At 72.7% G+C, this 11,732-nt stretch carries 12 protein-coding genes; 9 read left to right on the forward strand and 3 right to left on the reverse strand.

The window, feature by feature from the left end:
* The first annotated feature begins 28 nt into the window (after positions 1-28).
* Both B9S64_RS24400 and B9S64_RS24405 read left to right on the forward strand, forming a co-directional pair.
* Positions 29-607, forward strand: coding sequence for a GNAT family N-acetyltransferase (locus tag B9S64_RS24400; protein ID WP_103489112.1), 579 nt, complete (start codon positions 29-31; stop codon positions 605-607).
* A gap of 69 nt (positions 608-676) precedes the next feature.
* Positions 677-2,377, forward strand: a complete 1,701-nt coding sequence (locus B9S64_RS24405; RefSeq protein ID WP_103489111.1) for a proline--tRNA ligase — start codon at positions 677-679, stop codon at positions 2,375-2,377.
* Positions 2,378-2,465: 88 nt separating this feature from the next.
* Here B9S64_RS24405 and B9S64_RS24410 read toward each other — a convergent pair whose 3' ends face one another.
* Genes B9S64_RS24410 through B9S64_RS24420 form a run of 3 tightly spaced genes read right to left on the reverse strand, consistent with a single transcriptional unit; the run spans position 2,466 to position 4,444 of the window.
* Positions 2,466-3,383 (reverse strand): aminoglycoside phosphotransferase family protein, encoded by a 918-nt coding sequence (locus tag B9S64_RS24410; protein ID WP_103489110.1) that lies wholly within the window; start codon positions 3,381-3,383, stop codon positions 2,466-2,468.
* A 39-nt stretch (positions 3,384-3,422) separates the two neighbouring features.
* The gene (locus tag B9S64_RS24415) at positions 3,423-3,932 is read right to left on the reverse strand and encodes a ferritin-like domain-containing protein (protein WP_109492113.1); all 510 of its coding nucleotides are present in this window, start codon (positions 3,930-3,932) and stop codon (positions 3,423-3,425) included.
* On the reverse strand, positions 3,929-4,444 hold the full coding sequence (locus tag B9S64_RS24420; RefSeq protein ID WP_109492114.1) for a hypothetical protein: 516 nt from the start codon (positions 4,442-4,444) through the stop codon (positions 3,929-3,931). The genes B9S64_RS24415 and B9S64_RS24420 overlap by 4 nt, the downstream gene beginning before the upstream one ends.
* Before the next feature lie 171 nt (positions 4,445-4,615).
* Here B9S64_RS24420 and rimP point away from each other — a divergent pair, with 171 nt between their 5' ends.
* The 7 genes from rimP to truB all read left to right on the forward strand — a co-directional run bounded on the left by rimP (position 4,616) and on the right by truB (position 11,717).
* A complete protein-coding gene (gene rimP / locus B9S64_RS24425) occupies positions 4,616-5,113 on the forward strand; it encodes a ribosome maturation factor RimP (protein WP_103488378.1) in 498 nt (165 codons plus the stop codon).
* Positions 5,114-5,115: 2 nt separating this feature from the next.
* Complete coding sequence (gene nusA / locus B9S64_RS24430) at positions 5,116-6,147, forward strand: transcription termination factor NusA (protein ID WP_103488379.1); 1,032 nt, start codon at positions 5,116-5,118, stop codon at positions 6,145-6,147.
* A 176-nt stretch (positions 6,148-6,323) separates the two neighbouring features.
* Positions 6,324-6,602, forward strand: coding sequence for a YlxR family protein (locus B9S64_RS24435; RefSeq protein ID WP_103488380.1), 279 nt, complete (start codon positions 6,324-6,326; stop codon positions 6,600-6,602).
* Positions 6,603-6,752: 150 nt separating this feature from the next.
* Positions 6,753-9,830: a translation initiation factor IF-2 gene (gene infB, locus B9S64_RS24440; protein WP_109492115.1), complete on the forward strand. Its 3,078-nt coding sequence runs from the start codon at positions 6,753-6,755 to the stop codon at positions 9,828-9,830.
* Positions 9,831-10,034: 204 nt separating this feature from the next.
* Positions 10,035-10,331 (forward strand): DUF503 domain-containing protein, encoded by a 297-nt coding sequence (locus B9S64_RS24445; RefSeq protein ID WP_028443562.1) that lies wholly within the window; start codon positions 10,035-10,037, stop codon positions 10,329-10,331.
* A gap of 25 nt (positions 10,332-10,356) precedes the next feature.
* Complete coding sequence (gene rbfA / locus B9S64_RS24450) at positions 10,357-10,818, forward strand: 30S ribosome-binding factor RbfA (RefSeq protein ID WP_103488887.1); 462 nt, start codon at positions 10,357-10,359, stop codon at positions 10,816-10,818.
* Positions 10,815-11,717, forward strand: a complete 903-nt coding sequence (truB, locus tag B9S64_RS24455) for a tRNA pseudouridine(55) synthase TruB (RefSeq protein WP_103488886.1) — start codon at positions 10,815-10,817, stop codon at positions 11,715-11,717. The genes rbfA and truB overlap by 4 nt, the downstream gene beginning before the upstream one ends.
* The last annotated feature ends 15 nt before the right edge of the window (positions 11,718-11,732 follow it).

Genomic DNA, 11,732 nt, shown 5'->3' on the forward strand with positions numbered 1-11,732 from the left:
CGGACGGCCCGGCCAGTAGGGTTCCCGCATGGCAGCAGCAACCCCCGCTTTCCCCGGCGGCTCCGGGGCCCCCGGCATCGTGGTCGGACCGCTCGACCTCGCCGCCCGTGTGGACGAGGCACTGGCCGTCCAGGCCGTCGCCTTCGGCCTCTCCCAGGACGAGATCGACGTGCGCCGCCATATCGTGCTCCGGCACCTCGACGACCCCGGCGCGCGGGCCCTCGGGGCCACCACCCCCGACGGACGCCTCGTCGGCTTCGTCTACGGCCTGCCGAACGACCGCGCCCACTGGTGGTCCACCGTCGTCCAGCCGTATCTGCGGGCCACCTGCTCCGACCACTGGCTCGACGACTCCTTCGTGATCACCGAACTCCACGTCCACCCGGACTTCCAGCAGCACGGCACCGGCCGCTCTCTGATCACCACCGTCACCGACGCGGTGGACCAGCCCCGCTCGATCCTCTCCGCGATCGACACCGACAGCCCCGCCCGCGGCCTCTACCGCAGCCTCGGCTACCGGGACCTGGCCCGCCTGGTGGCCTTCCCCGGCGCACCCAGGCCGTACGCGGTGATGGGCGCGCCCCTGCCGCTGCGACGCGGCCGGTGAATCGATTTCCGCCCGCGCGGGCCGCCCGGCTAACCTCGGGGCCACCACCCTTCCTAGCAGGAGTTCACCATGGCCCAGGTCCAGCGCATGTCCCGATTGATGATCAAGACACTGCGTGACGACCCGGCCGACGCCGAGACGCTCAACCACAAGCTCCTCGTCCGGGCCGGATACGTACGCCGCACCGCCGCCGGCATCTGGTCCTGGCTCCCGCTCGGCAAGAAGGTCCTGGAGAACGTGAGCCGGGTCGTCCGCGAGGAGATGGACGCCATCGGCGGCCAGGAGGTCCTGCTGCCCGCCCTGCTCCCCAAGGAGCCGTACGAGGCCAGCGGCCGCTACGACGAGTACGGCGACCTGCTGTTCCGGCTCCAGGACCGCAAGGGCTCCGACTACCTCCTCGGCCCCACCCACGAGGAGATCTTCACCCAGGTCGTCAAGGACATGTGCTCGTCCTACAAGGACCTGCCCGTGATCCTCTACCAGATTCAGACGAAGTACCGCGACGAGGCCCGCCCGCGCGCCGGTGTGCTGCGCGGCCGCGAGTTCCAGATGAAGGACTCGTACTCCTTCGACACCACCGACGAGGGCCTGGCCGAGTCGTACCGGCTGCACCGCGGCGCCTACATCCGGATCTTCGACCGGCTCGGCCTCGACCACCGCATCGTCTCCGCGGTCTCCGGGGCGATGGGCGGTTCGGCGTCCGAGGAGTTCCTGGCCCCCGCCCCGGCCGGCGAGGACACCTTCGTCGACTGCCCGAACTGCGACTACGCCGCCAACACCGAGGCCGTGACCTTCGTGGCCACCCCCGGTGACGCCTCCGGAACCGCCCCCGTCGAGGAGATGGACACCCCCGACACCCCGACCATCGAGACCCTCGCGGACTTCCTCGGCGTCCCGGCCTCCGCGACGCTGAAGAACCTGCTCGTCAAGGTCGACGGCGAGATCGTGGCCGTGGGCGTGCCCGGTGACCGCGAGGTGGACCTCGGCAAGCTCGGCGAGCACCTGGCACCGGCCGAGGTCGAACTGGTCACCGCCGAGGACTTCGTGGGCCGCCCCGACCTGGTACGCGGCTACGTCGGGCCGCAGGGCCTGGAGAAGGTCCGCTACATCGCCGACCCCCGTGTCGCCGCCGGCACCTCCTGGATCACCGGCGCCAACAAGGAGGGCGTGCACGCGAGGAACGTCGTGTGCGGGCGGGACTTCGAGGTCGACGACCACCTCGACGTGGTCGTCGTCGAGGCCGGCGACCCCTGCCCCCGGTGCGGTACCGGCCTCCAGGTGGACCGCGCCATCGAGATCGGTCACATCTTCCAGCTCGGCCGCAAGTACGCCGACATCTTCTCCCTCGACGTCCTCGGCCAGCAGGGCAAGCCGGTCCGCGTGACGATGGGCTCGTACGGCATCGGCGTGTCCCGCGCGGTGGCCGCCCTGGCCGAGCAGACCGCCGACGACAAGGGGCTGTGCTGGCCCCGCGAGATCGCCCCGGCCGACGTGCACGTGGTCGCCGCGGGCAAGGCGCTCCAGACGGAGCTGGCGCTCGACGTGTCCGAGAAGCTCGCCGCGGCGGGTGTCCGGGTCATCGTCGACGACCGCGCGGGCGTCTCGCCGGGCGTGAAGTTCACCGACGCCGAGCTCATCGGCGTCCCGACGATCCTCGTCGCCGGGCGCCGCTCGGCCGAGGGCGTCCTGGAACTGAAGGACCGGCGCACGGGCGAGCGCGAGGAGCTGACGGTCGAGGACGCCGTCGCCCGCCTGACCGCCCAGGGCTGACCCGCCCTCACACCGCACACCGAGCGGCTCCCGCGCACCGCGCGCGGGGGCCGCTCGGCCGTCGGCCGCCCCGCCGGCGGGGACGCCCTCAGAGCCAGCCCGCGAACTCCAGGGTCAGCTCGCCGTCCTGACGGCGGCCCGCCGTCAGCGTGCGGGTGCCCGACTCCACGGCCCGGAACAGGGTCCAGCCGCGCAGCCGCGCCTGATCGACCTCCAGGGACTCCGCCAGCCTCTTGATCCGCCGCCGGGCCGTCACCGGGCCGCCCGGCGAGGCGATCAGGTCCTCGACCCGGTCGCGCACCAGCCGGGCCAGGTCGTAGGCGCGTTCACCCACCAGCGGTTCCGGCCCCACCGCCAGCCACGGCGCCCGCTCGCCCGACAGCACCTTGCTCTGCCGGAAGTTGCCGTGCAGCAGGAAGCTCTCCGTCCCCCCGGCGAGCAGTTCCTCGCGTGCCGCGAGCGCCGCCGAGACCAGCGGCTCCAGCTCCGGCTCCCGCGCGGCGGCGGCCCGCATCGGCCCCGCCTGGGCCCCGGTGCGCTCCGCGACGGTCTCGAACGGGTGGCCGGGCGGCGGCTGGACCCAGAGCCGCCGTACCGTGCCCGCCGCCTCCAGCAGCGCCTTGGCCTCCGGCAGGGAGCGCAGCGACACCTCGTGGTGCAGCCGCTCCAGCAGCAGGGCGTCCCCGGGCGCCGCCAGGTCGCCGGGGACCAGCAGCTCCACCGCGCCCCAGCCGTTCCAGTGCGCGAGCGCCGCGCGTTCGAGCGCGGGCGCGGCACCGGGCGGGGCGATCTTCAGCGCGGCCCGGGTGCCGTCCGGCCGGTGTACCAGGAGGACGAGGCTGCTGCGCCCGCCCGGGGCCACGACCCGTTCGGCGACGGCCTCGCGGCCCGGGGCGGACAGTGCCTCCCCGGCCAGTGCGGGGAGCCGGCCGAGCCAGTCGGCGGCCCCGTCCCCGTACGTCTCGCCGAGCGCCCGCACCAGTCTCCGAGGCGGTTCGAAACCCATACGTGCCTTGTTCCCCTTCCGAGCCCGCGTCAGCCCGCGTCAGTGCGGGACGCCCGTGGCGCCCGCCTCGGCCGTGGTGTCCGCCGGTTCGGCGGAGGCCTTCTCCGCGAGCCCCGGAAAGGCTACGCCGGAGCCGCGCAGGCGGGCCGCCCGCACGGCGGCCTCGCGGAGCGCCCCCGCGGCCTGTGACCGCAGCGGCCCCCGGGCCGCCCGCACCAGGTCGGAGTAGACGCCCGCGACCCGGTCCTCGATCACGGCGGCGAGCCGCAGGGCGGCCGACGGGTCGGACACCGGGAACGGCAGAGCGTACGCGGCGTCCGCCGCCACCGGCGTACCGCCCAGGTCGCGGACCGTACGCACCAGCGCGTCCCGGCGCGCGCGGTGAGCGTCGTGGGCCGCGGTGGCGTCGGTGCGCGGGCGGCCCTCCAGCCGGCCGCCCAGCACGCCGTAGCCGTACACCGCGGCGTGTTCGGCCGCGAGCGCGGCCTGCGCGGCCCGGAGCGTGCCCGGGTCCTCGCCCCGCGCGGCCGTCGCCGTCACCTCGGTCATGACGCGATCTCCTTGGCCAGTTCCGTCAGCAGATGGGCGTGGACCGCTCCGGCGGCCGCGACCGAGGCCAGCAGCCGGGCCGTCTCCGGGTCGGCCGTCAGCAGGGCCCCGGCACGCTCGTCGGCCACCCTGAGCTCCTCGGCCGCCAGCTCCTTCAGGGCGGCACGGGCGTCGGTGGGGGAAGGGGCGGGAGCCGGTGCGGACGGCGCCGGCACGTCCTTGGAGAAGGCCCGCGCGTGTGCGCCCACGGCGGCGCTCAGCGGCGCGAGCCCGCCGGCCGTCGCGGGGTGCGCGGCCGCCACCTCGGCGTACCGGGCGCGCAGGGCGTGGCTGGTGCGGGCGGCCGCCGTCCGCAGCGCCGTCCGCGCGCGCGTCGAGGCGCTACGGGCGTCGGCGGGCACGGCCCCCCGGTCGCTCCCGGTGCCGCCTGCGCAGCCTGTCAGTAGCGCGCCCAGGGCGAGTGCTCCCGAAGCGGTGAGCGCACTCCTGCGCGTCGTCCCCGTGCGCTGCACTTGTCTCCTTCAGCCTGGTTTTTGACGGTTTCTGACCCGAAATGATCACCGCAGGCGAGCGTACCCGCGGCTGGACGGGAGGCGGACGGCAACACCCCTGCGGACCGGATACCCTTTGACCTGACACGCGACGATCCCCACAACAGCACACGCGGCCGAGGAGTCACCCGGATGAGCACCACCCAGAGCGAGAGGCTGCGCGGGCTGCTCGAACCGCTCGTCAGCGCCAAGGAGCTGGACCTGGAGGAGATCGAGGTCTCCCGGGCAGGCCGCCGCCGGGTGCTGCGGGTCGTCGTGGACTCCGAGGACGGCGTGGAGCTCGACACCTGCGCCGAGCTGAGCCGCGTGATCGCCGACACCCTCGACGCGACCGATGCGATGGGCGAGGGCGAGTACGTCCTCGAAGTGAGCTCTCCGGGCGCGGACCGCCCGTTGACCGAGCACCGCCACTACGTACGCGCCACCGGCCGGCTGGCCAAGCTGACCCTCGCCGACGGCGGCGAACTGGTGGCCCGGATCCTCGGTGTCGACGACGAAGGGCTCGATCTCGAAGTGCCGGGCGTCAAGGGCCGCAAGCCCACCGCGCGCCGCGTCGCCTTCGACGAGATCGCCAGGGCGCGCGTGGAGATCGAATTCAACCGCAAGGACAAGAAGGAAGAGGAGGCGTAGCCGTGGACATCGATGTGAAGCTTCTGAAGGGCTTGGCGCAGGACAAGGAGATCCCCTTCGACGTGCTCGTCGGGGCGATCGAGTCGGCCCTCCTCATCGCGTACCACCGCACCGAGGGCAGCCACCGCCGGGCGCGCGTCGAGCTGGACGCCAACGGCCACGTCACGGTGTGGGCCAAGGAGGACCCGGCCGACCTGGAGGAGGGCCAGGAGGCCAAGGAGTTCGACGACACCCCGTCCGGCTTCGGGCGCATCGCCGCGACCACCGCCAAGCAGGTCATCCTGCAGCGGCTGCGCGACGCCGAGGACGACCGGACGTTCGGCGAGTACGCCGGCCACGAGGGCGATGTCGTCACCGGCCTCGTCCAGCAGGGCAAGGACCCGAAGAACGTCCTGGTGGACATCGGCAAGCTGGAGGCGATCCTGCCCGTCCAGGAGCAGGTGCCGGGCGAGGAGTACACCCACGGCCTGCGCCTGCGGACCTACGTCGTCCGGGTGGCCAAGGGGGTGCGCGGGCCGTCCGTGACCCTGTCGCGCACCCACCCGAACCTCGTGAAGAAGCTCTTCGCGCTGGAGGTTCCGGAGATCGCGGACGGCTCGGTCGTCATCGAGGCCATCGCCCGCGAGGCCGGCCACCGCACCAAGATCGCCGTCCGCTCCACCCGTGCCGGGCTCAACCCGAAGGGCGCCTGCATCGGCCCCATGGGCAGCCGGGTGCGCAACGTGATGGCGGAACTGCACGGCGAGAAGATCGACATCGTGGACTGGTCGGACGACCCGGCCGAGATGGTCGCCAACGCGCTGTCACCCGCACGGGTGAGTGAGGTCGAGGTCGTGGACCTCGGCGCCCGCTCCGCCCGGGTCACCGTGCCCGACTACCAGCTGTCGCTGGCGATCGGCAAGGAGGGGCAGAACGCCCGGCTCGCCGCGCGGCTCACCGGCTGGCGCATCGACATCCGTCCGGACACCGAGACGGACGAGGAGCGGGAGACCGCCGACCGCGAGCGCGCCGAGCGCGCCCGGGAACGGTCCTGACCGACGCGGCGCACGGCCCCGGGGCCGTGCGCCGCACGGGTTCCGCCGCCTCACGGAACCGGCCCCCGGCCGGTGTGACGGAATAGATCAAGGCGATCCGTCGCTGAGATCACGACAACATCCGTTCGATTCTTGCCCCAAAGGGGTGAGGTCGGTGCGGGGAGGTAGACTTAAACGTGTCTGGCCGGACGCATGCCCGCGCTTGCCCTGAGCGCACCTGTGTGGGATGCCGGGAGCGGGCGGCCAAGAGCGAGCTGCTGCGCACCGTGGTGGACGAGGGAGACGTCGTCCCTGATCCACGCGGTACGCTGCCCGGCCGGGGTGCGTATGTGCACCCCGCCCCTGTCTGTCTCGACCTGGCGGTCCGCCGCCGGGCGTTCCCCCGGGCCTTCAAGGCCAAGGGGCCGTTCGACACCGCGGCACTGCGGCGGTTCGTGGAGCGGGTGACACCGTAAGAAAGAAAGTGAACGGCGGGTCCCCGTGCGGTCAGGTACCTCGCGAGTTGGAAGTAGGTCGAGATTGCGATGAGCACTCGATGAGTACGCGATGAGTACGTCCATGAAGTAGCGACGGTCCGGCGGTAACCCGGACCTAAAAGGAGCGAAGTGGCTAAGGTCCGGGTATACGAACTCGCCAAGGAGTTCGGCGTGGAGAGCAAGGTCGTCATGGCCAAGCTCCAAGAACTCGGTGAATTCGTCCGTTCGGCGTCCTCGACGATCGAGGCGCCGGTTGTACGCAAGTTGACCGACGCGCTGCAGGGCCCCGGTGGCAACGCCGGGAAGTCCGCGGCGAAGCCTGGCGCGCCTCGTAAGGCCGCCCCCGCGAAGCCCGCCGCGCCCTCACCGGCCGCGGCGGCACGTCCCGCTGCCCCCAAGCCCGGTGCCCCGGCTCCCAAGCCGGCCCAGGCGAGCAGCACCCCCGCGGCACCGTCCGCGGGTCCCCGTCCGGGCCCGAAGCCCGCGCCCAAGCCGGCCCCGGTCACCCCGGTGCCGGCCGCCGAGTTCTCGGCCCCGGCTCCGGCCCAGGAGCGGCCCGCCGCACCGCAGCAGGCCCCGCGTCCCACCGGCGCCACCCCCGGCCCCCGTCCCGCCCGCCCGGCTCCGGCCGGCGGTCAGCGTGACGGCGGCCAGCGTGACGGCGGCCGCGGCGGCGAGCGCGGCGGTGACCGTCCGGCCCGTCCCTCGGGTCAGGGCGCACCCCGTCCCGGCGCACGTCCGGCGGGTCCCCGCCCGGGCAACAACCCCTTCACCTCCGGCGGTTCCACCGGCATGGCGCGCCCCCAGGCGCCCCGTCCCGGCGGTGCCCCGCGCCCCGGCGGCGGTCAGGAGCGCCCCGGCGCCCCGCGTCCGCAGGGTGGTCCCGGCGGCGCCCCGCGCCCGCAGGGCCAGGGTGGCGCACGTCCGTCCCCGGGCGGCATGCCCCGTCCGCAGGCTCCCCGTCCGGGCGCGGGCCCGGCCGGTAACCGCCCGAACCCGGGCATGATGCCGCAGCGTCCCGCCGCGGGTCCGCGTCCCGGTGGTGGCCCCGGCGGTGGCCGTGGTCCCGGTGCCGGCGGTCGTCCCGGCGGTGCCGGTGGCGGTCGTCCCGGTGGCGGCGGCTTCGCCGGCCGTCCGGGCGGCGGTGGCGGCGGCGGCTTCGCCGGCCGTCCCGGTGGTCCCGGTGGCGGTGGCGGCGCGGGCCGTCCCGGTGGCGGCGGCGGCTTCGGCGGTCGTCCCGGCTTCGGTGGACGTCCCGGCGGCCCGGGTGCCCGTGGTGGCACACAGGGTGCGTTCGGCCGTCCCGGCGGTCCCGCGCGTCGTGGCCGCAAGTCGAAGCGGCAGAGGCGCCAGGAGTACGAGGCCATGCAGGCCCCGTCGGTGGGCGGCGTCATGCTGCCCCGTGGCAACGGGCAGGCCGTCAGGCTCTCGCGCGGTGCCTCGCTGACCGACTTCGCGGAGAAGATCAACGCCAACCCGGCGTCGCTCGTCGCCGTGATGATGAACCTCGGCGAGATGGTCACGGCGACGCAGTCCGTCTCCGACGACACGCTGCGCCTCCTCGCGGACGAGATGAACTACGTCCTGGAGATCGTCAGCCCCGAGGAGGAGGACCGCGAGCTGCTGGAGTCCTTCGACATCGAGTTCGGTGAGGACGAGGGCGGCGAAGAGGCCCTCATCCCGCGTCCGCCGGTCGTGACCGTCATGGGTCACGTCGACCACGGTAAGACGCGCCTGCTGGACGCGATCCGGAAGACGAACGTGGCCTCCGGCGAGGCCGGTGGCATCACCCAGCACATCGGTGCCTACCAGGTCTCCTCCGAGGTCAACGGCGAGGACCGGAAGATCACCTTCATCGACACCCCGGGTCACGAGGCGTTCACCGCCATGCGTGCCCGTGGTGCGAAGTCCACCGACATCGCGATCCTCGTGGTGGCGGCGAACGACGGTGTGATGCCCCAGACGATCGAGGCGCTGAACCACGCCAAGGCGGCCGAGGTGCCGATCGTGGTCGCGGTCAACAAGATCGACGTCGAGGGTGCCGACCCGACCAAGGTGCGCGGTCAGCTCACCGAGTTCGGTCTGGTGGCCGAGGAGTACGGCGGCGACACGATGTTCGTCGACATCTCCGCCAAGCAGGGCCTCAACATCGAGGCGCTGCTGGAGGCCGTCGTCCTCACCGCCGACGCCTCGCTCGACCTGCGGGCCAACCCGGAGCAGGACGCGCAGGGCATCGCGATCGAGTCCCACCTCGACCGCGGCCGCGGTGCGGTCTCGACCGTCCTGGTCCAGCGAGGCACGCTGCGCATCGGTGACACGATGGTCGTCGGCGACGCGTACGGACGTGTCCGCGCGATGCTCGACGACAACGGCAACAACGTCGAGGAAGCGGGTCCGTCGACCCCCGTCCTGGTCCTGGGTCTCACCAACGTCCCGGGTGCCGGCGACAACTTCCTGGTCGTCGACGAGGACCGTACGGCCCGTCAGATCGCCGAGAAGCGTGCCGCCCGCGAGCGCAACGCCAACTTCGCCCGCAAGGGTGTCCGGTTCTCCCTGGAGAACCTGGACGAGGCGCTCAAGGCCGGTCTGGTCCAGGAACTCAACCTCATCATCAAGGGCGACGCGTCCGGTTCGGTGGAGGCTCTCGAGTCCTCGCTGCTCCAGCTCGACGTCGGCGAAGAGGTGGACATCCGGGTCCTGCACCGCGGTGTGGGTGCGGTCACCGAGTCGGACATCGACCTGGCGACCGGCTCCGACGCCATCGTGATCGGCTTCAACGTGCGGGCCGCCGGGCGCGCACAGCAGATGGCCGAGCGCGAGGGCGTGGACGTCCGGTACTACTCGGTCATCTACCAGGCGATCGAGGAGATCGAGGCGGCCCTCAAGGGCATGCTCAAGCCGGAGTACGAAGAGGTCGAGCTCGGTACGGCGGAGATCCGCGAGATCTTCCGCTCGTCCAAGCTGGGCAACATCGCCGGTGTGCTGGTCCGGTCCGGCGAGGTCAAGCGCAACACCAAGGCGCGCCTGCTGCGCGATGGCAAGGTCATCGCGGAGAACCTCAACATCTCCGGTCTGCGCCGCTTCAAGGACGACGTCACCGAGATCCGCGAAGGCTTCGAGGGCGGTATCAACCTCGGGAACTTCAACGACATCAAGATCGACGACGTCATCGCGACGTACGAGATGCGCGAGAAGCCGCGAGGCTGATCCACGGGGAATCCCGGGGGGAGACCCCCGGGCTCTCCTCCGCGGTCGGGGCCGGTCGACGGGTCGTATTTCCGTCGATCGGCCCCGGCCGTTCCGTGTACGGTTCGGGGTGTCCCCGCCACGAGGGTGGCGGGACACGGCTGTGCCGGCCCGGGGGTCGCCCCCGGGCCCTCGAACCCGAACCGGCGGGACATCCGGACACACATGTACGTGGGGACACTGTCCTTCGACCTCCTGCTCGGCGACGTACGGTCGCTGAAGGAGAAGCGTTCCGTCGTCCGTCCGATCGTGGCCGAGATCCGTCGCGCGTACGCGGTGAGCGTCGCGGAGACGGGCAACCAGGACCTCTACCGCAGGGCCGAGATCGGGCTTGCCGTGGTCTCCGGGGACACGGAACACCTCACAGACGTACTCGACCGGTGCGAGCGCATGATCGCGGGCCGGCCGGAAGTGGAGCTGCTGTCCGTACGGCGGCGGCTGCACAGCGACGAAGACGATTGAGCACGTTCAGATAGGAGAAGGACCAGTGGCCGACAACGCGCGGGCAAAAAAGCTGGCGGACCTCATCCAGGTGGTGGTCGCCGAGAAACTGCAGCGCGGTATCAAGGACCCGCGTCTGGGCACGCATGTGACCATCACGGACACCCGGGTCACCGGCGACCTGCGGGAGGCCACGGTCTTCTACACGGTCTACGGGGACGACGAGGAGCGGGCCAGCGCGGCCGCCGGGCTGGAGAGTGCCAAGGGCATCCTGCGGTCTGCGGTCGGCGCCGCGGCGGGGACGAAGTTCACCCCGACCCTGGCCTTCGTGGCGGACGCCCTGCCGGACAACGCGCGCGCGATCGAGGACCTGCTCGACCGGGCGCGTGCCTCCGACGCCAAGGTCCGCGAGGCCTCCTCCGGCGCCACGTACGCCGGTGACGCCGACCCGTACCGCAAGCCGGAGGACGAGTCCGACGAGAACGACGAGGGCTCACCTTCCGCATGACGCAGCAGAACGACAGGACGCCGGACGGGCTCGTCGTCGTCGACAAGCCCGCCGGTTTCACCTCGCACGACGTGGTGGCCAAGATGCGCGGCATCGCCCGCACCCGACGGGTCGGCCACGCGGGCACGCTGGACCCCATGGCGACCGGAGTCCTCGTGCTCGGTGTCGAGCGGGCGACCAAGCTGCTCGGCCACCTCGCCCTGACCGAGAAGGAGTACCTCGGGACGATCCGGCTCGGGCAGGACACCGTCACCGACGACGCGGAGGGCGAGATCATCTCCTCCACCGACGCCTCGGGGGTGACGCGCGAGGCCGTCGACGCCGGGGTCGCCGCACTGACCGGCCCGATCATGCAGGTGCCGTCCAAGGTCAGCGCGATCAAGATCGACGGCAAGCGGTCGTACGCCCGGGTCCGCGGCGGCGAGGAGTTCGAGATCCCGGCCCGCCCGGTGACCGTCTCCTCCTTCCGCGTCTACGACGTCCGCGAGGCGGTCGCCGAGGACGGCACCCCCGTCCTGGACCTGGTCGTCTCGGTGGTCTGCTCCTCGGGCACCTACATCCGGGCGCTCGCCCGCGACCTCGGCGCCGGGCTCGGTGTCGGAGGCCATCTGACCGCGCTGCGGCGCACCCGGGTGGGTCCGTACGGACTGGACGCGGCCCGGACGCTCGACCAGCACCAGGAAGAGCTGACCGTGATGCCCGTGGCCGAGGCCGCCGCGGCCGCGTTCCCCCGCTGGGACGTGGACGAGAAGCGGGCCAGGCTCCTGCTCAACGGCGTACGGCTGGACATGCCGTCCTACCCGCCGGGGCCGGTGGGGGTCTTCGGGCCGGACGGGGCGTTCCTGGTGCTCGTCGAGGAGCAGAAGGGCAAGGCCAGGAGCCTCGCGGTCTTCGCCTGAGCACCGGCCCCGCGG

Origin of the sequence: Streptomyces sp. SM18 (genome assembly GCF_002910775.2) — a bacterium.
GTDB classification, from domain to species: Bacteria; Actinomycetota; Actinomycetes; order Streptomycetales; family Streptomycetaceae; genus Streptomyces; species Streptomyces halstedii.